The sequence below is a fragment of the Rhodococcus sp. 4CII genome (genome assembly GCF_014256275.1).
Taxonomy (GTDB): domain Bacteria; phylum Actinomycetota; class Actinomycetes; order Mycobacteriales; family Mycobacteriaceae; genus Rhodococcus_F; species Rhodococcus_F wratislaviensis_A.
Genome location: NZ_JACCFE010000002.1, coordinates 6641106 through 6663722, shown reverse-complemented (window position 1 = coordinate 6663722; position 22617 = coordinate 6641106). Strand labels below are relative to the sequence as shown.

General features: G+C 67.3%; 20 protein-coding genes. 9 read left to right on the top strand and 11 right to left on the bottom strand.

Annotation, left to right across the window (positions count from 1 at the left end):
* Positions 1 to 121 precede the first annotated feature (121 nt).
* From H0B43_RS31705 to H0B43_RS31695, 3 genes are all read left to right on the top strand, one after another.
* Positions 122 to 1084 (top strand): DoxX family protein, encoded by a 963-nt coding sequence (locus H0B43_RS31705; protein WP_185724320.1) that lies wholly within the window; start codon positions 122 to 124, stop codon positions 1082 to 1084.
* A 159-nt stretch (positions 1085 to 1243) separates the two neighbouring features.
* Entirely contained in the window at positions 1244 to 3526 is a 2283-nt protein-coding gene (locus H0B43_RS31700) for an ATP-binding domain-containing protein (RefSeq protein WP_185724321.1), read from the top strand.
* Positions 3523 to 3909, top strand: a complete 387-nt coding sequence (locus H0B43_RS31695) for a DUF732 domain-containing protein (RefSeq protein ID WP_185724322.1) — start codon at positions 3523 to 3525, stop codon at positions 3907 to 3909. The genes H0B43_RS31700 and H0B43_RS31695 overlap by 4 nt, the downstream gene beginning before the upstream one ends.
* A 10-nt stretch (positions 3910 to 3919) precedes the next feature.
* On the opposite strand, the gene H0B43_RS31690 is transcribed toward H0B43_RS31695, so the two are convergent.
* The 3 genes from H0B43_RS31690 to uvrB form a co-directional block, all read right to left on the bottom strand.
* Positions 3920 to 4372: a universal stress protein gene (locus tag H0B43_RS31690; protein ID WP_005247414.1), complete on the bottom strand. Its 453-nt coding sequence runs from the start codon at positions 4370 to 4372 to the stop codon at positions 3920 to 3922.
* A 187-nt stretch (positions 4373 to 4559) separates the two neighbouring features.
* The gene (locus H0B43_RS31685; protein ID WP_185724323.1) at positions 4560 to 5432 is read right to left on the bottom strand and encodes an SCO6745 family protein; all 873 of its coding nucleotides are present in this window, start codon (positions 5430 to 5432) and stop codon (positions 4560 to 4562) included.
* Positions 5433 to 5478: 46 nt separating this feature from the next.
* Positions 5479 to 7641 (bottom strand): excinuclease ABC subunit UvrB, encoded by a 2163-nt coding sequence (gene uvrB, locus H0B43_RS31680; RefSeq protein ID WP_185724324.1) that lies wholly within the window; start codon positions 7639 to 7641, stop codon positions 5479 to 5481.
* Positions 7642 to 7719: 78 nt separating this feature from the next.
* Between uvrB and H0B43_RS31675 the strand changes: the two genes are divergently transcribed.
* On the top strand, positions 7720 to 8238 hold the full coding sequence (locus tag H0B43_RS31675; RefSeq protein WP_185724325.1) for a DUF402 domain-containing protein: 519 nt from the start codon (positions 7720 to 7722) through the stop codon (positions 8236 to 8238).
* Between the two features lies 1 nt (position 8239).
* Here H0B43_RS31675 and coaE read toward each other — a convergent pair whose 3' ends face one another.
* Positions 8240 to 9454, bottom strand: a complete 1215-nt coding sequence (gene coaE / locus H0B43_RS31670) for a dephospho-CoA kinase (RefSeq protein WP_185724326.1) — start codon at positions 9452 to 9454, stop codon at positions 8240 to 8242.
* Between the two features lie 169 nt (positions 9455 to 9623).
* Here coaE and H0B43_RS31665 point away from each other — a divergent pair, with 169 nt between their 5' ends.
* Positions 9624 to 9842, top strand: a complete 219-nt coding sequence (locus H0B43_RS31665; protein ID WP_185724327.1) for a hypothetical protein — start codon at positions 9624 to 9626, stop codon at positions 9840 to 9842.
* A 134-nt stretch (positions 9843 to 9976) separates the two neighbouring features.
* On the opposite strand, the gene rpsA is transcribed toward H0B43_RS31665, so the two are convergent.
* Positions 9977 to 11461 carry a 30S ribosomal protein S1 gene (rpsA, locus tag H0B43_RS31660; RefSeq protein WP_012687956.1) on the bottom strand — a complete coding sequence of 495 codons (1485 nt, stop codon included), beginning with the start codon at positions 11459 to 11461 and terminating at the stop codon, positions 9977 to 9979.
* 249 nt (positions 11462 to 11710) lie between these two features.
* On the opposite strand from rpsA, the gene H0B43_RS31655 reads away from it, so the two are divergent.
* Entirely contained in the window at positions 11711 to 12604 is an 894-nt protein-coding gene (locus tag H0B43_RS31655; RefSeq protein ID WP_185724328.1) for a class I SAM-dependent methyltransferase, read from the top strand.
* Positions 12605 to 12644: 40 nt separating this feature from the next.
* On the opposite strand, the gene H0B43_RS31650 is transcribed toward H0B43_RS31655, so the two are convergent.
* The 4 genes from H0B43_RS31650 to H0B43_RS31635 all read right to left on the bottom strand — a co-directional run bounded on the left by H0B43_RS31650 (position 12645) and on the right by H0B43_RS31635 (position 16579).
* A complete protein-coding gene (locus tag H0B43_RS31650; protein WP_282555424.1) occupies positions 12645 to 13406 on the bottom strand; it encodes an amino acid ABC transporter ATP-binding protein in 762 nt (253 codons plus the stop codon).
* A complete protein-coding gene (locus H0B43_RS31645) occupies positions 13403 to 14386 on the bottom strand; it encodes an amino acid ABC transporter permease (protein WP_185729732.1) in 984 nt (327 codons plus the stop codon). The genes H0B43_RS31650 and H0B43_RS31645 overlap by 4 nt, the downstream gene beginning before the upstream one ends.
* A 20-nt stretch (positions 14387 to 14406) precedes the next feature.
* Complete coding sequence (locus H0B43_RS31640; RefSeq protein WP_185724330.1) at positions 14407 to 15336, bottom strand: ABC transporter substrate-binding protein; 930 nt, start codon at positions 15334 to 15336, stop codon at positions 14407 to 14409.
* Positions 15337 to 15484: 148 nt separating this feature from the next.
* Positions 15485 to 16579: an isocitrate/isopropylmalate dehydrogenase family protein gene (locus tag H0B43_RS31635; protein ID WP_185724331.1), complete on the bottom strand. Its 1095-nt coding sequence runs from the start codon at positions 16577 to 16579 to the stop codon at positions 15485 to 15487.
* 19 nt (positions 16580 to 16598) lie between these two features.
* Here H0B43_RS31635 and H0B43_RS31630 point away from each other — a divergent pair, with 19 nt between their 5' ends.
* Positions 16599 to 17120: a 2'-5' RNA ligase family protein gene (locus H0B43_RS31630; RefSeq protein WP_185724332.1), complete on the top strand. Its 522-nt coding sequence runs from the start codon at positions 16599 to 16601 to the stop codon at positions 17118 to 17120.
* Here H0B43_RS31630 and H0B43_RS31625 read toward each other — a convergent pair whose 3' ends face one another.
* Positions 17121 to 18023 (bottom strand): DMT family transporter, encoded by a 903-nt coding sequence (locus H0B43_RS31625; RefSeq protein ID WP_185724333.1) that lies wholly within the window; start codon positions 18021 to 18023, stop codon positions 17121 to 17123. It lies immediately after the preceding gene.
* A gap of 194 nt (positions 18024 to 18217) precedes the next feature.
* On the opposite strand from H0B43_RS31625, the gene H0B43_RS31620 reads away from it, so the two are divergent.
* A complete protein-coding gene (locus H0B43_RS31620) occupies positions 18218 to 19216 on the top strand; it encodes a helix-turn-helix domain-containing protein (RefSeq protein ID WP_185724334.1) in 999 nt (332 codons plus the stop codon).
* A 72-nt stretch (positions 19217 to 19288) separates the two neighbouring features.
* Positions 19289 to 19657 (top strand): thioredoxin, encoded by a 369-nt coding sequence (gene trxA, locus H0B43_RS31615; protein WP_005247443.1) that lies wholly within the window; start codon positions 19289 to 19291, stop codon positions 19655 to 19657.
* 19 nt (positions 19658 to 19676) lie between these two features.
* Here the strand turns inward: trxA and polA are convergent, their stop codons facing one another.
* The gene (gene polA, locus H0B43_RS31610; protein ID WP_185724335.1) at positions 19677 to 22421 is read right to left on the bottom strand and encodes a DNA polymerase I; all 2745 of its coding nucleotides are present in this window, start codon (positions 22419 to 22421) and stop codon (positions 19677 to 19679) included.
* Positions 22422 to 22617: the final 196 nt, after the last annotated feature.

Sequence of the window (22617 nt, the reverse complement as noted above, 5' to 3'; positions counted from 1 at the left end):
GCCTCCCTGGGTACTGGGGTGAATGGGCAGCACGTCGGTTCGGCAACGGCGCCGTACGCCGACGACTGCCCAGAACTCTCGTTAGTGTGAGACGGGAGAACTCGAGATTGGGAGGCCAGGAATGCTCGTCCGTCGTATCGCTCGCCCACTGCTGTCCGCGATCTTCATCAGCGGAGGGATCGATGCACTTCGAAATCCGGCGCAGAAGGCACAGGCCGCCGCACCATTGATCGACAAGTCCACCGAGACGCTTCCCGAGTCCGTCACTCAGAAAATCCCCTCCGACCCGGAGACGTTGGTCAAGATCAACGCCGCCGTGCAGATCGGCGGCGGCGTGCTGCTCGCGACCGGGAAGGCACCACGCCTCGCGTCGCTCGCGCTCGCAGGCAGCCTCGTGCCCACTACCGTTGTGGGGCACGACTTCTGGAACGAGACCGACCCGGCGAAAAAGGCGGCTCAGCGTACCCAGTTCCTCAAGAACGTCAGCTTGCTCGGCGGGCTGTTGATCGCCGCCGTCGACACGGAGGCGAAGCCCTCCCTCGGCTGGCGTGGACGCCGCGCCGCACGGCACGCGCGCGAGACCGTGGCCGAGGCCCTGCCCCTCGGATCGAGTCACGACCATCACGGTCCCGAGATCGGGGAGGTACTGGCGGCGGCATCGGAGCGGGCCCGCATGCTGTCCGGCGAGGCCGCCGAGCGCGGGTCCGGTCTCCTCGAGGTCGCGAAGGACCGCGGCGCCGAATTCGCGAAGCTCGCGGCGGATCGCGGCCCCGAGTGGGCGGACGTCGCCAAGGAACGCGGCTCCGAATGGGCGGATGTCGCCAAGGAACACGGCTCCGAGTGGGCCGAGGTGGCCAGGGAGCGCGGCGCGGAACTCGTCGAACTGGCGAGGGAACGCGGCACGGAACTCGTCGAGGCGGCGAGGGAGCACGGCCCCGAATTGGCCGAGGCCGCCCGCGAGAAGGGCGGCGAATGGGCCGGCACCGCCGCAGAACGCGGCGAGGTCCTGAGCAAGCGGGCCCGCAAGCAAGCGGAAACCGCGCTCGAGAAGGCCCGCGAGAAGCGGGACGAACTGTCCCACTGACCCGAGCCGCGGCGTCGACCGGCGCCGGATAATCGCTCTGATCGGCCCCGGAGATCGCCGCTGACCTGCGACGTCAGCGGCACGCCTCCGGGGCCGACTAGACTGTCCAGGCACTTTTGCAGCCGATCCGGTTGCAGCCGAACCAGTCAAGGAGACCTCTTGCCCGACGAGGACACGTCACGCGACGAGCGCGAGCTCGAGCAGCAGTATGTGACGATGCTCTACACCCGACTGGACGGACTCCGCCAGTACGCGGCGAATCGGCTGAGCCGCGTACTGCTCGAAACCGGGGGAACGCCGCAGGCCCGCAGCGAGCGGGAGTCGTTCAACCAGCTCTACACCGAAGACCTCGCAAAGTACGACGCCGCCGAGAACGGGCTCTGCTTCGGGCGCATCGACCTCGACGGCGAACATCGCTACATCGGTCGACTCGGGATCCTCGACGAGGAGAACGACTACGAGACGATGCTCCTCGATTGGCGTGCGCCCCTTGCCCGCCCGTTCTACCTCGCCACCCCGGCAGCCCCCGACGGCGTCTCCCGTCGACGGCACATCCGCACCCGGAGCCGCCGGGTGACGGCCGTCAACGACGAGTACCTCGACCTGGCGGCCGCGGAGGCTGCGGGCACCGTCACCGGCTCGGACGGCGTGGCCGGTGAGAGCGCGCTGCTCGCGGCCTTGAACGCGGCCCGCACCGGTCAGATGAACGATATCGTCGAGACGATCCAGGGTGAGCAGGACGCGATCATCCGGTCCGAGCACAAGAGCGTGCTCGTGGTCCAGGGGGGTCCCGGGACCGGCAAGACCGCCGTCGCGCTGCACCGCGCCGCCTACCTGCTGTACACCTACCGCCAGCAGCTCGCGAAGGCCGGCGTCCTGATCATCGGCCCCAATGCCACCTTCCTCGACTACATCGGCCAGGTGCTGCCCTCACTCGGTGAAACGGGTGTGCTGCTGTCGACCATCGGAGATCTGTACCCCGGGGTCCGCGCCATCGGCGAGGACGGTCTCGAGGCCGGCGAGATCAAGGGCTCTCTCGACATGCTGGACGTCCTCAAGAAGGCTGTCCGGGATCGGCAGGAAGTGCCGTCGCGACCGGTCGAACTGACGTTCGACACCTACCGCATCACCCTCGACCGTAAGGTCGTCACACGCGCTCGGGGCCGCGCGCGGTCGTCGCGGCGCCCACACAACCTGGCCCGCCCCATCTTCGTCTCGGCCGTGATCGAGGCGCTGGCCCAGCAGCTCGCGGACACGTTGGGTGCCAACGTCGTCGACGGCGGCAACCTGCTGAGCCGGGACGACATCGCCGACATGCGCGACGAGATGCGTGAGGACCCGGAAATCATGGCGGCGATCAGCGCTCTGTGGCCGGAGCTGTCGCCGCAGCAGGTCCTCGCCGAGCTGTACGCCTCGCCGAAGCGGCTGCTCGATGCCGCCCCGAATCTGACCGAAGCGCAACGTGAGTCGTTGCGCCGCCCCGTCGTGCGCGGCTTCAGTGCCGCCGACGCGCCGCTTCTCGACGAACTGGCGGAACTGCTCGGCGTCGACGACGCCGCCGAACGGGAGCGCGCCCGCCGACAGTGGCGGGCCCAGATCGCGGATGCCCAGGGCGCCCTGGACATCCTGACGGGTTCGGCGCCTCAGGACCTCGAAGACGAGCTGGACCCCGAGATCTTGATGGCCTACGACCTGATCGACGCCGGCCAGCTCGCCGCGCGCCACGACGTCGGGCAGCACCAGACCACCGCGGAGCGCGCCGCGGGAGACCGCACGTGGACCTACGGTCACGTGATCGTCGACGAGGCGCAGGAACTCTCGGAGATGGCCTGGCGAATGCTCATGCGCCGCATACCGAATCGGTGGATGACACTCGTCGGGGACACGGCGCAGACCGGCGACCCGGCGGGAACGTCGTCGTGGCAGCGCATTCTCGAGCCGTACGTGGCGAAACGGTGGAAGCTGACGGAACTGACCGTCAACTACCGCACACCGGCGGAGATCATGACGACGGCGCGGCGGGTTCTCGCCGAGATCGACGCCGAACAGACCGTGCCGCGCTCGGTCCGCGAATCCGGCTTCGCGCCGTGGGCTCTGCGGGTCGCCGAGGACGACCTCGCCGATACCGTGCGGACCTGTGTGTCCAGGGAAGCCGGACCGGGCACCACCGTCGTGATCGGGGGTCACAACCTGGTCGCGGCCCTCGCCGACCTGCGATCCGACTCCGTCAGTGTCCTGACGGTGCGGGATGTGAAGGGATTGGAATTCGACTCGGTGCTCATCGCCGAGCCGCAGGACATCCTGGACGAGTCGCCGCGCGGCATGAATGATCTGTACGTGGCCCTGACCCGCGCGACGCAACGACTCGGTGTTCTGCATTCCGGGCCGTTGCCCGAGGTGTTGACCGATCTCGCTCCGGCCGAGGCCGGGACCCAGTCGTGACGCCGGGCGGTCGGGCCCGGCTGGTCGGGTGCGGACTCGTCCTCGCCGCGATCGTGTTGACGGCGTGTTCGGAGGCGGTTGCCTCGGACCCGCCGTCACCGGCTCCGGCTGCCTCCACCACCGCCGCGTCGCATCTGGACGCCCGCGGTCAGCGCTACAAGGAGTCGTTGACCGACGCCGGGATCCCACCACTACCCGACGACACGCTCATGGCTCTGGCAAACGGGATCTGCGGCCAGCTGTCCCGGGGCACCGACGCGGCGGCCATCCTCGCACATCTGACCCCGATGGCGCAGTTCGCCTCGGCGACATCCGAGAAGGGTCTCACCACCGAACAGGTGGCGCGGGTCTATCTCGATGCCGCCGAAGCGAACTACTGCTGATCTCTCGTCGTCAGCGCACCGTGTGAACGATGAGGACGTCGGATGTGGACTTGCGCGCGGCATCGGACGGCACCGAGCCCAAGAGTCGCCCCGTGAGGGTGTTGAGACCACGGTTGCCGATCACCAGCAGGCCGGCCTCGACCTCGTCGACCAGGTTCAGCAGCGACTCGACAGGGGCACCGACGACGGCACGTTCCACGACCTCTTTGGCACCGGCGGCGTGGGCACGCTCCTTCGCGGTGCGCAGAATCTCGTACGTCGGGGCCGAACCGGTGATCTGGTATGCCTCGTCGCCGAGAGCGTCGGCGGCCTGCCCGACGTCCTTCGGGTCGGCGGGGTAGTACGCGCAGGCGATGATCAGCTTGGCACCGGCGTCCCCCGCGATGGCGGCGGCCTTCTCGACGGCCAGAAACGACGACTCGGAGCCATCGGTTCCGACGACAACGGTCCGGTAGGCGCTCATTCATTCCTCCATGTCTGCGGTGGTCATTTGGCCGGGGTCAGACGCACGTCGTGCCTGGACCCAGCAGCCACTGCGCTGACCCTAGCGGTATCGGTGCCCGCATAGGTGCATTTGCAGCACACGCCACAAGGGATATCCCCAGTGCATGACGGATCACATTCCGCGTGGGTACGGGCTGTGATCGGCGTCAGAGTGACGTGCGGACCCTGGGACCGAACACACCGGCGGGGAACACCCCGTCGGCGACGATCGTGTCACGCCACGGGGTCGCGAGTTCGACGAGCCGGGCCGCCCCGTCCTCGCCCAGCGCGGCCCACGGAGCCAGCGCCAGATCGTCGGTGAGATCCTCGACCAGTTCCCGCAGTTCCTTGCCGTCGGCGGTGAGTTCGCCCCTTGCGTCCAGGATCTCCCGGTCTCGCAGGCTGTCGCATGCCGAATCCCACTGATCCTGGGTCCAGGCGCGGCGGGTGATCGCGAACTTCTTCTGGAACCCGAATCCTGTCGCGGTGTGCGTGATCAGCGATTCGAGTCCGCTCAGGCCCGCCGTCTGCAGGGCGGCGACATGGCCGTCGCCGCGGTACTCGCGCAGCAAGGTGAGCGCATGCCAGAACGCGAGATGCGGTGCGTCCGGCCACTCCACATCCGCGTATCCCGCATACAGCGGTCTGCCCTCGACACCCGGGATGCCCCGTGCCGCAATCGATGCGAGTTCGGCCGCCTCGGCCATCTCCGGCGAAGTGGTCACCGATTCACCGAGCAGTCGAACGTACGCCTCCCCGACCGCCCGGTACCGCGCCTCGACGACGGCTGTGGGTGTGGCCAGACCCCAGGCGCGCGGAACGACCGACTCGATCACGGCCGGACTGAAGTTGAAGAACGTGGCAGTGACGACGCTCGCGCCGACCGCGCCCATCGGAGCGGAACGACCCGCGAAGTAGCCCATCCGTCCCGGTTCCAGACCTGCCTCGACCAGGCGCTCCTCGACCTCGGGGACGAAATAACTCAGCGAGTGGAGTAACTCCAAGGACCGAGCCGTGCGACCTGCGGTGTGTGCATCCATACTTGCGACCGTACTGCCTCGGGTCCCAGCTATTTCAGACCCGCGGCTACTTCAGGCCCGCCGCATCCATGCCGCGCAATTCCTTCTTCAGATCGGCGATCTCGTCGCGCAGCCGCCCGGCGAGTTCGAACTGCAGATCGCGGGCCGCGTTCATCATCTGATCGGTCAACTGCTTGACCAGATCCGCCAACTCCGCCCTGGGCATCGACTTGGTGTCGCGGCCCTCGTACACGCCGGCACTGACCGAGCGTCCCGCCTCCCCCTGGGCGCGGCGACCGCGGGTGGCATTGCGCCCCGAACCGCCGATCTCGACGCCGCTCGCCGTGTCGTCCGCCTCCTCGTACACCTGGTCGAGGATGTCGGCGATCTTCTTTCGCAGCGGCTGCGGATCGACGCCCATTTTCTCGTTGTAGGCCACCTGCTTCTCGCGTCGCCGCTCCGTCTCCTCGATCGCGTGCCGCATCGAGTCGGTGATCTTGTCGGCGTACATGTGGACCTGGCCGGAGACGTTACGAGCCGCGCGGCCGATGGTCTGGATGAGGCTCGTCGAGCTGCGGAGGAAGCCCTCCTTGTCGGCGTCGAGGATGGCCACCAACGACACCTCGGGAAGGTCGAGACCCTCACGCAGCAGGTTGATACCCACCAGGACGTCGTACTCCCCCAGCCGGAGTTGCCGGAGCAGTTCGACACGTCGCAGCGTGTCGATATCCGAGTGCAGGTACCGCACCCGGATGCCCAGCTCGAGGAGGTAGTCGGTGAGATCTTCCGCCATCTTCTTCGTCAAGGTGGTGACGAGGACCCGCTCGTCGCGGTCGGCGCGCTCGCGGATCTCGTGCACGAGATCGTCGATCTGCCCCTTGGTCGGTTTGACCACCACCTCGGGATCGACGAGACCCGTCGGGCGGATGACCTGTTCGACGAACTCGCCGCCGGCCTGCCCCAGCTCGTATTTGCCCGGTGTGGCCGACAGGTACACCGTCTGCCCGATGCGCTGGGTGAACTCCTCCCACGTCAGCGGACGGTTGTCGGTGGCGGACGGCAACCGGAACCCGAAATCGACGAGGTTGCGCTTCCGCGACATGTCCCCCTCGTACATGGCACCGATCTGCGGGACCGTCACGTGGGACTCGTCGATGACCAGGAGGAAGTCCTCCGGGAAGTAGTCGATGAGCGTCGCGGGCGCCGTGCCCGGACCACGACCGTCGATGTGGCGCGAGTAGTTCTCGATGCCGGAGCAGAACCCGACCTGTTTGATCATCTCGAGGTCGTACTGGGTGCGCATCCGAAGCCGCTGCGCCTCGAGAAGCTTGCCCTTGTTCTCGAGGTCGGCCAGCCGCTCCTCGAGTTCCGCTTCGATGTCCTTGACGGCGCGTTCCATCCGTTCGGGACCGGCGACGTAGTGCGTGGCCGGGAAGATGCGCACCGAGTCGACCTGCCGCACGACGTCCCCGGTGAGGGGGTGCAGGTAGTACAGCGCCTCGATCTCGTCGCCGAAGAACTCGATCCGCACCGCCAGTTCCTCGTACGAGGGGATGATCTCGACTGTGTCACCGCGCACCCGGAACGATCCGCGGGTGAACGCCACGTCGTTGCGGTTGTACTGCACGTCGACCAGCAGCCGCAACAGGGCGTCGCGCGGCACCTCCACACCGACCTCGAGCTGCACCGAACGGTCGAGGTACGACTGCGGAGTGCCGAGACCGTAAATGCAGGACACGGACGCCACCACGACCACGTCCCGCCGCGAGAGCAGGCTCGACGTGGCCGAGTGCCGCAACCGCTCGACGTCGTCGTTGATCGACGAGTCCTTCTCGATGTAGGTGTCGGTCTGCGCGATGTACGCCTCGGGCTGGTAGTAGTCGTAGTACGAGACGAAGTACTCGACGGCGTTGTGGGGCAGCATGTCGCGCAACTCGTTGGCCAACTGCGCGGCGAGCGTCTTGTTGGGCGCCATCACCAACGTGGGCCGCTGCACCTTCTCGATCAGCCACGCCGTCGTCGCGGATTTGCCGGTACCGGTGGCGCCGAGCAGGACCACATCCTTCTCACCGGCATTGATGCGGCGTTCGAGGTCCGCGATCGCCGTCGGCTGGTCGCCGGCCGGTTTATGGTCGCTGACGACCTCGAAGCGTGCGTCCGACCGCTCGATCTCCCCGATGGGACGGAACTCGGAATGTGCCACCACGGGGTGCTCGGATGCAAACGCCATGGAACCAGGGTAGGCCTAGGTACCGACAAACTCCCCGTCGATCTCCGTCGGCTGAAGAATCCCGGTAGGTTCCCCACCATGGCAGGCGCGAGTCACGGCATCCACCCACCGAAGGTCGAGTACTTCGACCTACGAGATCACACCAACACCGACCCCAAGGGTTTCGTCCGCCACGTCGACCACTACCGCGTCGAGCCGTGGGGTCTGTACATGGCACGCACCTCCGACCACCGGCAGTTCCACTACCTGGAGTCGTGGCTGCTCCCCGACCTCGGTCTGCGCGCGTCGATCTTCCACTACCACCCCTACCACCAGCGCGATCAGGACCACTACGTCGACATCGGCACTTTCACCCGGGGCGACGACGTGTGGAAGTCCGAGGACCACTATCTGGATCTGGTGATCCGCACCGGCCGTGACACCGAACTTCTCGACGTCGACGAACTGATGGAAGCGCACAGCACCGGCCTGCTCGACGCGGCGACGGCCGAGCAGGCGATCCTCACCGCGACCACGGCGATCGACGGGATTGCCGCGCACGGTCACGACCTCGGACGCTGGCTGGCGTCGCTCGGCATGCCGATCGACTGGCGGTGACCTATGCGCTCCACCCGGTCCGTTCGGCCCACTCCCACGCCCGGTGGTAGGCGCGGTCGAACCACGGCGTCTTCGCGTCGACGTACGCGGTGATCGCGTCGCTGTAGTCGGTGTGCGCGGCCGCCTTCTCCGCTGCGGCCTCCTTGATCTCGCGGTATTCGGCGCGGGCGTCGGCGTCGGCGCGGAGCCAGTCGCGGAACACGAGCGCGAACTGCTGCCCCGGCCACCCGTCGACGCGGAGGTGGATGTTGACCGGCCGACCGGGATCGGCGCCGCCGTGGATTCGTTTGCCCCACAACGCCGGATCGGTTTCGCCGCCCTGGTAGGCGGGCTTGGGGTCGTCGGCGGTGATGTGCGCGAGGCGGGGGAAGCCGGCGTCGGCGAGTGCGTCGGCGAGGGCATCCGCGGCGTCCAGGTTCGCCACCGTCACCTGCAGGTCGACGATGTCCTTGGCGGGCAGTCCCTCGACGGCCGTCGACCCGATGTGGTCGATCCGCACGGCGCGGTCGCCGCAGACGAGACCCAGCCGGGCGATCAGCCGGTCCGCCTGCGCCGGCCACTGCGGATTCGGCGGTGCGAGCTCGGGCAGGACGCGGACCGCGGTCCCCGTGCGGAGGTTCGATTCGAACGGCACGAGACGATCCGACCACAACGCGCGGATCTCCGGCTCGAGCGCTCCCGGGGGCCCGCTGTTGTCCAGCCAGACGTCGGCGGCGGCCCGCCGCCGATCGTCGTCCGCCTGCGCGGCGATCCGCGCCCGCGCGTCGGACTCGGGCATCCCCCGCGACCCGACGAGCCGCTGCACCCGTTCCTCTGCGTCGACGAACACGACGACAACCAGGTGGAACGCGGCGCCCATTCCGCCCTCGACCAGCAGCGGAATGTCCTGGACGAGGATCGCGTCCGTCGGCGCCGATGCAATCATCTCGGCGGTGCGCGCCCCGACGAGCGGGTGGACTATCGAATTCAGTGCCAGCCGGGACTCGTCGTCTGCGAAGGCGCGCGCCGCCAGCGCGGGCCGGTCCAGCGTCCCGTCCGCGGTCAGGATCTCCTCGCCGAACCGCTCGACGAGAGCCGCGAGGCCCGGCGTTCCGGGTTCGACGACCTCCCTCGCGATCAGATCGGCATCGACGATCACGGCCCCCAGTTCCGCGAGGACCTTCGACACGGTGGACTTGCCGGCTCCTATGCCTCCAGTGAGGCCGATTCTCAACACGTCCCCCAGTGTTGCATCCACCGCGCAGCGAGCACTCACGTCCCGTGCCGATCGTCGCTCTCATCGCTACCGGCAGACTCACCAGCCCCAAATACCACAGAAGTCCGGCACGGTCGGTTATGTTCGAGCGAACGCACCGACCTGCACCTTCTCGAAGAAGAGGAACGCCATGCGCGATCACCGCAACCAGTTCGGTCGGCACCGCCTCGGCTTTGCGGGCGGGGTGCATTGCATCGAGATTCCCGAGGTGGCCTCCGCGCTCGCCGAGCATCGCCGGACCTGGCTCACCGCACTCATCGGCCAGGGCAGGCACAGCTTCGCGACGATGCGTAAGCGCACCGAGGTGCAGTCCTCGTCGGGTCACTGGATTCCCGCAACCGCGAGCTGACGCACCCTCTACTGTGGCCCGACCTCCGAAGAGGTTGGGCCCCAGTCATATTCAGGGTCTTGAACCGACGAAACCCCGCCCCTGCAGTGCAGGAGCGGGGTTTTCGGCTGTGCCCGACGAGTCAGGCGGACTTGCTAGGCGTTGCCCGACAGCTTCTCGCGCAGAGCGGCGAGCTGTGCGTCGCTGGCCAGCGAACCGCCGGCAGACTCGGACGACGAGGAGCTGGAGGACGAAGCGGCGTCGGCATCGCCGGCACCCGACTCGGAGGAGTAGCCGGCAGCAGCGGTGGCGGCCTCGGCGGCCTCGTCTGCAGCGGTCTTCTCCATCTGAGCGGTGTGCATCTTGTGGCGACGCTCAGCCTCGGCGTAGCGGTTCTCCCACTCTTCACGCTGCTTGTCGAAACCCTCGAGCCATTCGTTGGTCTCGGGATCGAAGCCCTCGGGGAAGATGTAGTTGCCCTGCTCGTCGTAGCTGTCCGCCATGCCGTACTTGGACGGATCGAACTCGGCGTTGTAGTCCTCGTTGGCCTGCTTCAGCGACAGCGAGATCCGGCGACGCTCGAGGTCGATGTCGATGACCTTGACGAGTGCATCGTCGTTCACGCCGACAACCTGGTCCGGGACCTCCACGTGGCGCTCGGCCAGCTCGGAGATGTGGACGAGGCCTTCGATTCCCTCTTCGACGCGCACGAAGGCACCGAACGGAACCAGCTTCGTGACCTTGCCGGGCACGATCTGGCCGATGGCGTGCGTGCGGGCGAACTGACGCCACGGGTCTTCCTGCGTGGCCTTGAGCGACAGCGACACGCGCTCGCGGTCCAGGTCGACGTCGAGCACCTCGACGGTGACCTCGGTGCCGACCTCGACGACCTCGGACGGGTGGTCGATGTGCTTCCAGGACAGCTCGGACACGTGCACCAGGCCGTCTACGCCGCCCAGGTCCACGAAGGCACCGAAGTTGACGATGGAGGACACGACGCCCTTGCGGACCTGGCCCTTCTGCAGCTGGTGCAGGAACTCGCTGCGAACCTCGGACTGCGTCTGCTCGAGCCATGCGCGGCGCGAGAGGACGACGTTGTTGCGGTTCTTGTCGAGCTCGATGATCTTGGCCTCGATCTCCTTGCCGACGTACGGCTGGAGGTCGCGGACACGGCGCATCTCGACGAGCGAAGCGGGAAGGAAGCCGCGCAGGCCGATGTCGAGGATCAGGCCGCCCTTGACGACCTCGATGACGGTGCCCTTGACGGCCTCGTCCTTCTCCTTGAGCTCCTCGATGGTGCCCCAGGCACGCTCGTACTGAGCGCGCTTCTTCGACAGGATCAGTCGGCCTTCCTTGTCCTCCTTGGTGAGGACGAGAGCTTCGACCTCATCGCCCACGGAGACGACCTCGTTGGGGTCGACGTCGTGCTTGATGGAGAGCTCACGGGAAGGGATGACACCTTCGGTCTTGTAACCGATGTCGAGCAGGACCTCGTCACGATCGACCTTGACGATGGTGCCTTCGACGATGTCGCCATCGTTGAAGTACTTGATCGTTGCGTCGATGGCGGCGAGGAAGTCCTCGGCGGAGCCGATGTCGTTGACGGCTACCTGCGGCGAGGTCACGGTGGTGGAGGGCATGTGTTGGGTTGCTCCGGACGGGTTGTGGTCGGTTGATGGTGTTCTGTCGGACAAGCAACCTGCTCCGACGAAGCACTCCCGCCGAATCAGATCACCGCAAGCGAAATGAACGACACCCGACTGGAACCGAACGTACTCGAACTGAACCGATCCGATGCCGCACACATAGACACTCGCGTGCAATAGGCTACGCGCCCCTGGGCAAGCTGGGCAAACCCGGGCACCTCCCCACGCTCTACTCTGTTGCCCATGTCCGATCCCCGCCCGTCCGATTCTCCCCTCTCCGCCGAAGACGACCGTCACGGCACCGCCAACAGCGTCCTCGGAACCACCGGGGTGAGCCGCGTCCGCGTCGATTCCGAATCCAGTGAGCGCGCGAGCCGTGCCTGGTGGGATGCGGACGCCGACGACTACCACCGCACGCACGGCGAGTTCCTCGGCGTCGACTCGGCCGAGGGCGAGTTCATCTGGTGTCCGGAGGGGCTTCACGAGGGCGATTACCACCTACTCGGTGACGTGGCGGGCAAGGACGTCCTCGAAGTGGGTTGCGGTTCCGCGCCCTGCGCGCGCTGGCTGGCCGGCCGCGGTGCCCGGGCCGTCGGCCTCGACCTGTCGATGTCGATGCTGACCCGCGGCGTCGAGGCCATGCGGGCCGGTGGCGTGACGGTGCCGCTCGTGCATGCGGGAGCCGAACACCTCCCCTTTGCCGACGCGAGCTTCGACGTCGCATGTTCGGCTTTTGGTGCTGTTCCGTTCGTGGCGGATTCACAGCAGGTGATGCGTGAGGTCGCTCGGGTTCTCCGGCCGGGTGGACTGTGGGTGTTCGCCGTCAACCATCCGATCCGGTGGATCTTCCCGGACGACCCGGGCCCGCGCGGGCTGACTGCCTCGCTCCCCTATTTCGACCGCACGCCCTACGTGGAGGTCGACGGCGACGGCGTCCCCACCTACGTCGAACACCACCGGACCATCGGCGATCGGGTGCGCGAGATCGTCGCCGCCGGACTGGAGGTGCGCGACATCATCGAACCGGAGTGGCCCGAATGGCTCGACCGAGAATGGGGGCAGTGGAGCCCGCTGCGCGGGCAGATCTTCCCCGGCACCGCCATCTTCAGCTGCCGCAAACCCGTGAGCACTCGGTAACCGCGGTCGGTTGAACAAGTACTCACGAGACCGAAGGCCATCACAGCAATTTCGACAAGAACGCCTTGGTGCGGTCGTGTTGGGGATTGGCCAGCAACTCCCGGGGGTTACCCGACTCGACGACCACGCCGCCGTCCATGAACACCAACTGGTCGGCCACCTCACGGGCGAAGCCCATCTCGTGGGTGACGACGACCATGGTCATTCCGCCGGCCGCGAGATCTTTCATCACGGTGAGCACCTCCCCCACCAATTCCGGGTCGAGGGCGGACGTCGGCTCGTCGAACAGCATCAGCTTCGGGTCCATCGCGAGCGCACGGGCGATCGCGACGCGCTGCTGCTGGCCACCCGACAGTTGCGCGGGGTAGGCGTCCGCCTTCTCGCTGAGACCGACCTGATCGAGGAGATCCCGGCCCCGCTCGAGCGCCTTCTTCTTGCTCAGCTTCTTCACCTGGATGGGTGCCTCGATGATGTTCTCGAGGGCAGTCCGGTGCGGGAACAGGTTGAAGTGCTGGAAGACCATCCCGATCTCGCGGCGCTGCTTCGCGGCCGCCCGCGGATGGAGTTCGTACAGCTTGCCGCCCCGCTCGGAGTATCCGACGATCTCGCCGTCGACGTACAACCGTCCGGCATTGACCTGCTCGAGGTGGTTGATGCACCGCAGGAACGTCGATTTCCCGGATCCGGACGGTCCGACCAGGCACAGGACCTGGCCGGCGCCGATCTCCAGCGACACACCCTTGAGTACCTTCAACGCCCCGAAGTTCTTGCAGACCCGGTCTGCCACGACCATCGGCGTCATCGTCGTTCCCCTCCGGGTGTGTCGGGCAAGGTTTCAGGCCCCGGTTCGATCACCAGGGGTTTGCCCTGCGCGTCGGCGAGCGCCTGCAGTTGCCGCGCGGTGAGCTTGCGGGATGCCCCCTTCGAGTAGTAGCGCTCCAGGTAGAACTGGCCGATCATGAGCAGGCTCGTGATGGCGAGGTACCAGGTGGCGGCCACCATCAGCAGCGGAATCGGCTGGAAGTTGGCGCCCGAGATATCTCTGGCACGGCCGTACAACTCGAGGCTGTACGGCACGGCGGTGACCAGCGACGTCGTCTTCAGCATGCTGATCAACTCGTTACCGGTGGGCGGGATGATGACCCGCATCGCCTGCGGCAGCACCGTGCGGCGCATGGTCTGCGACCACGTCATGCCGAGCGCCACCGACGCCTCCGTCTGCCCCTCGGCCACCGAGTTCACGCCGGCTCGGACGATCTCGGCCATGTACGCGGCCTCGTTGAGACCCAGTCCGATCACCGCGAACAGGAAGGCCGCGTTGATTCCCTGCAGATCGATGTGCACGAACTGGTGCACGAACGGGATTCCCAGATCCAGCTGTTTGTAGATGGACGGGAACAGTCCCCAGAACACCAACTGCACGTAGACCGGGGTGCCGCGGAAGATCCACAGGTATCCCCACGACGCCGCCTTCAGCACGGGGTTCGGCGACAGCCGCATCACGGCGAGAATCACACCCAGCACGATGGCGATTGCCATCGACAGAATCGTCAGCTGGATGGTGTTCCACGCCGCCGCGGAGATCCGTGCATCGAACAGATAGCGGGCATAGACGTCCCAGCGGTACGCCTCATTGGTGCGCGCTCCGTTGACGAATAGCGCCAGCAGCAGACCGACGACGATCGCGGCGATCCAGCGGCCGGGCCGCCGCAACGGGATCGCCTTGATCGGTTCCGGTTCCTGGCCCGGCTCGGTGCCGGACCGCTCCGGAGCCTTCTCCACGTCAGACACTCGTCAACCGCTCAGCTCGTGGCGCCGTTGATCTGCGACGTCGTGATGACGCCCGCCTCGACGCCCCAGTTCTCGGCGATCTTGCGGTAGGTGCCGTCGTCGATGAGGTGCTGCAGCGCCTGCTGAAGGGTCTGCGCGAGCGGTGAACCCTTCGCGACAGGCCAGCCGTAGGGTGCGGCGTCGAAAACCTCGCCGGCCGCCTCGATCTTGCCGTCACTCTGCTTGATCGCGTACGCGGTGACTGGCGAGTCGGCGGACATCGCGTCGACCTTGCCGAGTGCGACGGCGTTGGCGGCGTCGTCCTGGCTGTCGAACTTCACGATCTCGATGGGTGGCTTACCGGCCGCGACGCAGGCCGCACTCTTGGCAGGCACTTCCTCGAGATCCTCGATGGTGGTGGTCTGCACCCCTACCCGGAGCCCGCACGCGTTGGTGGGGTCGACGGACTTCCCGGCGGGCTGCGCCCACTGCACACCGGCGCTGAAGTACGTCGTGAAATCGACGGACTGCTCGCGTTCCTTGGTGTCGGTGAACGACGACATACCCATGTCGTAGCTGCCGGCCTGGATCGACGGGATGATCTTGTCGAAATCCGCCTCGGTGTACTCCGGCGTCACGCCGAGCACCTTGCCGACGGCATCCACGAGGTCGACGTCGAACCCGACGATCTTGCCGCTCGGATCCTTGAACTCGTTGGGCGAGTAGGGAATATTGACGCCGACGATGATCTTGCCGGACGAGGCGATTTTCTCCGGCAAGGTCGCCGCGATCGCATCCACCTTGTCGACTTCCACGGCGACGGTGCCGTCTCCGGACGGCGAGCCACCGCCCTCTGTGTTACTGGCACATCCCGCGAGCAGCAGCGCACTGCCGCCCGCCAGTGCGCAAATGGTGCGGGCCAGGCGGCCTCGCGCGAAGACGGATCGACCAGACACTGGCATGTCCTCCCAGAAGATCGTGGTGCACCGAGCGAGCTACGGCGACGGAGAACTGTCGAACTCCGAATAGTCGAACGGTAGGGCACGATACCCACATCTGCGGATGTCGTTACCGAACACTAACGGCCGACCGCGGCCCATGGCGGCGGTTTCAGCGACGGAGTGTGCGCGCGAGGACGGTCTCCGTGAATTCACTGGTCGATGCGAGTCCACCCAGGTCAGCCGTGGCGACTCCGGAGGCGATCGTCGCGCGCACGGCGTCGCGGATCCGGTGGGCCGCGCCGGCCAGATGACGGTCCGCGCGACGGTCCCCGAGCAGGTCCAGCATCATCGCGGCGGACAGCATCAGGGCTGTCGGATTGGCCCGGTTGTGGCCCGCGATGTCGGGGGCGGCTCCGTGCGCCGCCTGCGCCATCACCTTGGTCTCGGAACTGTTGATCGACGGCGCCGTGCCGAGCGAGCCGGACAGCTCACCCGCCAGATCCGACAGGATGTCGCCGAACATGTTCTCCGTCACCACGACGTCGAAGTCTCGCCCCCTGCGGACCAGGTGCGCGGTCATGGCGTCGACGTGCTCGTCGTCGATCCGGACGTCCGGGTAGGCCCGCTCCCCCACCTCGCGGCACACGTCCCGGAACAATCCCGTGGTCATCGACAACACGTTGGCCTTGTGGACGATCGTGACGTGTCGGCCCCGCGTGCGCGCCAACGCGAATGCGGTGTGCGCGATGCGCTCACAGGCCGTCCTCGTCACGACGCCGACGGCCAGTGCCACGTCGGGAGTCGGCATGAACTCGCCGCTGCCGGCGAACATGTTCCGGTCCGCGTACAGCCCTTCGGTGTTCTCTCTGACGATCACGAGGTCCATGTCGGGCACCGTCGCGGCGACGCCCTCGAGCGAGCGCGCGGGCCGGATGTTCGCGAAGAGGCCGAATCGTTTGCGCACCACCCCGCCGGGGGTCAGGCGGCCGTGGAACGGTTCAGGATAGGCGGCGCTGTCGTGCGGGCCCAGGATCCAGGCGTCGAGTTCGTCCAGCGCCGCGAGCGTGCAGTCGGGAATCGGGGTTCCGTGCGATTCGATGGCGCCCAGGCCGAGAGGCAGTTCCACCCAGTCGACACCGCCTCCCGCTGCTGTCACCGCCGCCGAGACCACCCGCTGGGTCGCCGGAACGATCTCGTGACCGATGCCGTCGCCGAGGAGCACCCCGATCCGGGTATCGGAAATGTTTGCCGTACCACCGCTCATGAGGCCATCATTGCCTACCATGGTCCAGTCGGTGGAACTGCTGTTCGACGAAGCGACCGACGTTGCCGTGCGCGCCGAGTGGCAACGTCTGTGGGATGCGGGGATGCCCAGCCGCACACGCGTTCGCGCCGAATCGAATCGGCCGCACATCACCCTGTTCGTGGCGCGCCACATACCACCGGAGATCGACGAGTTGCTCGGGCGCCGGATCGCGACGCCCTCCTTCCACATCAGGTTGGGCGGACTCGTGATGTTCGGCGGCAGGCACGTCACACTGTCCCGGCTGGTGGTGCCGTCGAGAGCCCTGCTGTCCCTGCACCGCAGCGTCTTCGATCTCGCGGAACGCGCCACCGAGATCACGCCGCACATCCGCCCCGGCGAATGGACGCCGCACGTGACCCTCGCGCGGCGACTCCCGGCCGATCAGATTCCGGAAGCCGCACGACTCCTCGACGGTGGTGACATCATCGGCCGGGCATCGGTGGTGCGCCGCTGGGACGGGGAGGCCAAACGCGAGTGGGTCGTCACGGCGCCTCCGTGATCACGGCGTCGCCGCGACCGTCGCGCCGGCCTTGCGCGAAGACCGCTGGGTCACGACGATTCCCGCGATCACCGCGAGCACGCCGACGGGCTGATTCCACGAGATGTGCTCGTCGAGGGCGACCGCGCCCAGCACGACTCCGACCACCGGCGTCAGGTAGGTGACGGTCGAGGCCGCGGTGGGCCCCCAGCCGCGCACCACGTTCGTGTTCCACACGAACGCCAGCCCGGTTCCGAACGCCCCCAGTCCGATCATCGACGCGACGATTGCGGGGGTCAGGTGCATCGGCGTGCTCGCGACCCACGGGGTGGCCAGGACCATGGCGGCCGCGGCGATCGAGACCTGCATGAACGCGATGGTGGGTGTGCCGACGCCCCGCGGAAGGATGAACCGCCGCAGGTAGACCAATGCCACACCGTACGACGCGGTGGCCCCCAGGCACGCGAGCTGAGCGGGAACGCTGCCGACGATTCCCGCCTGCCACGGCGCCAGAACCACGACCACCCCCGTGAATCCGAGCAGGAGGCCGAACAGCTTTGCGTCGGTGAGCTTCTCACCCGGCAGGAACGCCAGGGCCACCGACATCGTCATGAGCGGTGTGGTCGCGTTGTAGATGCTGGCCAGACCCGAACTGATGCTCTGCTCGGCCCAGCTGAACAGCAACCACGGCACCAGGCACTGCGCGAGCGCCAGCACCGACAGGTGCGCCCACGTCGCCGCGTCGCGCGGCAACCGGGTCCGGGTGATCCCGAGAACTGCACCGAGGGTCACCGCCCCGAACACCAGCCGCCACAGCACGACCTGGGTGAAGGACAGGCCCTCGAGCCCGACCTTGATGAACAGGAAACTCGCACCCCAGGCGAGCGCCGTGCTCGCATACTGGACCGCCAGATTCCCTGTCAAAACCGGAAGTCCCCGTGCTGGATGACTTCGTTGTGGGTGTCGGGCGCGCGGCCGGCGAGCGCCAGCGCGTCGAGCGCCAGGAACACGAGGAGTATCACGACCAGGATTGTCATGTCTTCAGCCTTGTTCCACCGAACCCGGAGGAAAAGTGGCAGAAAAGACATTGTTAGCCATATTTCTGCCATACTGGCGTAGTGCTGAAAAAGGTCGTCGTGCCGCTCATGCCGCTCACCGAGGCGTTCGAACTCGGCGTCGCCTGCGAGGTCTTCGGCTTCGACCGATCCGACGACGGACTGCCGACCTACGACTTCTCCCTCGTCGCCGGCTCGACGGAACCCATCCGCACCCGCTTCGGATACGGCATCGACGTCCCCTACGACCTGGACCGACTCGACGACGCCGACCTCATCGTCGTCCCCGCGGGCGGAACCTACGCCGAGCCGGACGGCACCTTCGTCTGCGCGAAGGACCCCGATCCCTGCATGGACCCCCTCCTCGACAAACTCCGGGCTGCGGTCGACCGGGGCGCCAAGGTCGCCAGCCTGTGCAGCGGCGCGTTCGTGCTCGGCGCGGCCGGACTGCTGGACGGCCGCAAGTGCACCACCCACTGGCGGCACGCCCGGCGGCTCGCCGACCTCCACCCGGCGGCCACCGTCGATCCGAACGTCCTCTACGTCGACGACGATCCCGTCCTGACCAGCGCGGGCACGGCCGCCGGCATCGACCTGTGCCTGCACATCGTCCGCAAGGAACAGGGCAGCAGGGTGGCCAACGGAATCGCGCGGCGCATGGTCGTCCCGCCGCACCGGGACGGCGGTCAGGCGCAGTACGTGGCGATGCCACTGCCGTCCACGACGATCGACACCCTCGGACCGCTGCTCGACTGGATGACCGAGCATCTCGCGCTCGATCTGTCGGTGACCGCTGTGGCCGCCAAGGCCAACATGTCACCCCGCACATTCGCGCGGCGCTTCCAGGCCGAGACCGGGACCACACCCGCCCGGTGGCTCAGCGACCAGCGGGTGCTCGCCGCGCAGCACCTGCTCGAGAACTCGGACCTCTCGGTCGACGTGATCGCCGAACGGGTCGGCTTCGGCGGCGGCCCGGTGCTGCGGCAGCATTTCCTGCGACTCCGCCACACCACCCCGCAGGCGTACCGCCGCACGTTTCGCGCCACGGAGCGCACCGGCTGAGAACGTGCAGGGAAGAATCGTCGGCGCCTCGGCGTTGCACAGGCAACACAGTCACCGAACGAAAGGACCCTCGTGGCCACCAAGACACTGACTCAGCAGAACTTCGACGAGACCGTGACCGGCAACGATGTCGTTCTGGTCGACTTCTGGGCGTCGTGGTGCGGACCCTGCCGCTCCTTCGCGCCCACCTTCGAGGCCTCATCCGAGCAGCACCCCGACGTGGTGCACGCCAAGGTCGACACCGAGGCGGAGCAGGGCATCGCCGCCGCGGCGAACATCCGCTCGATCCCGACGATCATGGCGTTCCGCGAGGGTGTGCTGGTGTTCAGCCAGCCGGGCGCGTTGCCGCCGGCGGCGCTCGAGGATCTGGTCACGCAGGTCAAGGCCCTCGACATGGACGAGGTGCGTAAGCAGATCGCCGAGCAGGCGCCGGCCGAATAGGGCGGCGGACCGCCGCCGCCTAGTGTGCGGCGGCGTCCCAACTGCGACCGGTGCCCACGGACACGTCGAGCGGCACCGACAGTTCGATGGCCGTCGACATCTTGTCGCGGACCAGCTGTTCCACCTGCTCCCGCTCCGTGTCGACGACCTCGAGCACGAGTTCGTCGTGAACCTGCAGCAGCATGCGCGACTTCAAGCCCGCCTCGCGTAGCGCACGCTGCACGTCGATCATCGCGACCTTGATGATGTCGGCGGCGGTGCCCTGGATGGGGGCGTTGAGCGCGGCGCGCTCGGCGACCTCCCGGCGCTGGCGGTTGTCGCTGGTGAGGTCGGGCAGGTAGCGGCGGCGCCCGTACAGCGTGGACGTGTAGCCGTCCTTGCGGGCCTGTTCCACGACCTCGTGCAGATAGTCGCGGACCCCGCCGAACCGGGCGAAGTACGCCTCCATCTGCGATTTGGCCTCCTCGGTGGAGATCTTGAGCTGGGCTGCCAGTCCGAAGGCGCTGAGTCCGTACGCCAGGCCGTAGGACATCGCCTTCACGCGGCGGCGCAGTTCCGGGGTGACCTCCTCGATCGGCACGCCGAAGGCTCGCGCGCCGACGAAGCTGTGCAGGTCTTCTCCGGTGTTGAACGCCTCGATCAGCCCCTCGTCGCCGGACACGTGGGCCATGATCCGCATCTCGATCTGGCTGTAGTCGGCCGTGAGCAGCGAGTCGTACCCCTCGCCGACGACGAAACCGTCCCGGATCTGCCGGCCCGCGTCGGTGCGCACCGGGATGTTCTGGAGGTTGGGTTCGGTGGACGACAGCCGGCCGGTGGCCGCGACGGTCTGGTTGAACGTCGTGTGGATGCGGCCGTCCTCGGCGACCGTCTTCAGCAGGCCGTCGACGGTCACCTTCAGCCGCGTCGCGTCGCGGTGCGCGAGCAGGTGCTCGAGGAACGGGTGCGATGTCTTCTCGAACAGGTTCTGCAGCGCCTCCGCGTCGGTGGTGTAGCCCGTCTTCGTCTTCTTCGTCTTCGGCATCTCCAGCTCGTCGAACAACACGACCTGCAACTGCTTGGGCGACCCCAGGTTTATCTGCTTGCCGATGACCCCGTAGGCCGCGTCCGCCGCCTCCGAAACCTGCGCCGCGAACCGGCTCTGGAGGTCGTGCAGGTGGTCGCCGTCGACGGCGATACCGGACGCCTCGATGTCGGCCAGCACCTCCAGCAGCGGCAGCTCCATCTCGGACAGCAGCGCCGTCGATTCGATGGTCGCGAGTTCGGTGTCGAGCGCGTCCGCGAGGTCGAGGACGGCGCGGGCGCTGAGAATCTCGGTCTCGGCGGCTTCCGCGTCCACCTGGTCGGCGTCGTCGAGCAGCGACAGCTGCTCCTGGCCGGTCTCCTCCACCCGCAGTTCCCGGCGCAGATACCGCAGCGACAGGTCGTCGAGGTTGAACGTCCGCTGCCCGGGGCGAACCAGGTAGGCGGCCAGTGCGGTGTCGCTGGTGAGACCACCGAGCACCCAGCCGCGTCCGCGCAGCGCGTGCATCGCCCACTTGGCCTCGTGCAGGGCCTTCGGCCTGTCCGCGTCAGCGAGCCAGTTGCCGAGCGCCTTCTCGTCCTCCGGTGTGGCGGAAGCGGTGGCGATGTAGGCGCCCTCGCCGTCGGCAGCCGCGATGGCGATCGCCGTCACGTCACCGCCGTACGGGGTGCGCGTGCCGACCACCGACACGCCGGATCGCTCGCCCGTCGACGCGTGCGCCGACAACCAGTCCGCAACCGCACCGGGATCGAGCGCACTCCCGCGCACCTCGAACCCCTCCTCGGCCTCTGCTTCGACCGGGGCGAGCGTGGCGAACAGCCGATCGCGCAGCACCTTGAACTCGAGATCGTCGAACAGCGCGTGGATCTTCTCCCGATCCCACTGTGCAAGCATCAACTGGTCCGGGGTGTACGGCAGCGGGACGTCGCGCACCATCTCGGTGAGTTCCCGGTTGAGCAGGACGTTCGGCAGGTTCTCCCGCAACGCGTCCCCGACCTTGCCGCGGACCTTGTCGACGTTGTCGACCAGGCCGACGAGATCGCCGTACTCCCTGATCCACTTGGTGGCGGTCTTCTCCCCCACCCCCGGGATGCCCGGCAGGTTGTCGCTCGGGTCGCCGCGCAGGGCGGCGAAATCGGGGTACTGCGCAGGTGTGAGCCCGTACTTCTCCTCGACGGCCGCGGGCGTGAACCGAGTGAGATCCGAAACGCCCTTCTTCGGGTAGAGCACCGTCACTCCGTCGGTGACCAGCTGGAGCGAGTCGCGGTCGCCGGTCACGACGAGAACGCGGTACCCGAGCGCCTCGGCCTGGGTGGTGAGCGTGGCGATGATGTCGTCGGCTTCGTATCCTGCCTCGGCCATCACCGGGATACCGAGCGCACCGAGGACATCCTTGGTGATCTCTACCTGCCCCTTGAACTCGTCCGGAGCCGCGCTGCGATTGGCCTTGTACTCGGGGAACTTCTCCGCCCGGAACGTCTGCCTGGACACGTCGAACGCCGCCGCCACGTGGCTGGGCTGCTCGTCGCGCAGCAGGTTGATCAACATCGACGTGAACCCGTAGACGGCGTTGGTGACCTGACCGCTGTGCGTCTTGAAGTTCTCGGCGGGCAGGGCGTAGAACGCACGGAAGGCCAGCGAGTGGCCGTCGAGCAGCATCAAGGTGGGGCGATCGTCGGACGACGCGGCGGCGCCGGACGCGGGGGACGTGGTGGACCGGGGGGTGGTTGCAGGGCTCACGGTTGCCCAGTCTAGGGAGCAGATCCGACACCGATCAGCCGGATGCGATACCCAACCGAAACGTGCCGGAAATCCGAGAACCCCATTTCATGCGACCGGAGCCGTTAGAGTCCGGAAATTGCGGCACGGGCTCGATAGTCGAGTCCGTCGCCGCACGTTCCTGACCGATCTACACGTCCCCGGAGGACCTGCGTGG

Coding starts and splice junctions, on each gene's coding strand:
- H0B43_RS31650 (WP_282555424.1), bottom strand. CDS start 13,406: ATGACGCCGATGGTCGTGGCAGACCGGGTCTGCAAGAACTTCGGGGCG.
- H0B43_RS31665 (WP_185724327.1), top strand. CDS start 9,624: ATGCGCGATCACCGCAACCAGTTCGGTCGGCACCGCCTCGGCTTTGCG.
- H0B43_RS31655 (WP_185724328.1), top strand. CDS start 11,711: ATGTCCGATCCCCGCCCGTCCGATTCTCCCCTCTCCGCCGAAGACGAC.
- H0B43_RS31675 (WP_185724325.1), top strand. CDS start 7,720: ATGGCAGGCGCGAGTCACGGCATCCACCCACCGAAGGTCGAGTACTTC.
- H0B43_RS31630 (WP_185724332.1), top strand. CDS start 16,599: ATGGTCCAGTCGGTGGAACTGCTGTTCGACGAAGCGACCGACGTTGCC.
- H0B43_RS31685 (WP_185724323.1), bottom strand. CDS start 5,432: ATGGATGCACACACCGCAGGTCGCACGGCTCGGTCCTTGGAGTTACTC.
- H0B43_RS31705 (WP_185724320.1), top strand. CDS start 122: ATGCTCGTCCGTCGTATCGCTCGCCCACTGCTGTCCGCGATCTTCATC.
- H0B43_RS31635 (WP_185724331.1), bottom strand. CDS start 16,579: ATGAGCGGTGGTACGGCAAACATTTCCGATACCCGGATCGGGGTGCTC.
- uvrB (WP_185724324.1), bottom strand. CDS start 7,641: ATGGCGTTTGCATCCGAGCACCCCGTGGTGGCACATTCCGAGTTCCGT.
- rpsA (WP_012687956.1), bottom strand. CDS start 11,461: ATGCCCTCCACCACCGTGACCTCGCCGCAGGTAGCCGTCAACGACATC.
- H0B43_RS31690 (WP_005247414.1), bottom strand. CDS start 4,372: ATGAGCGCCTACCGGACCGTTGTCGTCGGAACCGATGGCTCCGAGTCG.
- H0B43_RS31640 (WP_185724330.1), bottom strand. CDS start 15,336: ATGCCAGTGTCTGGTCGATCCGTCTTCGCGCGAGGCCGCCTGGCCCGC.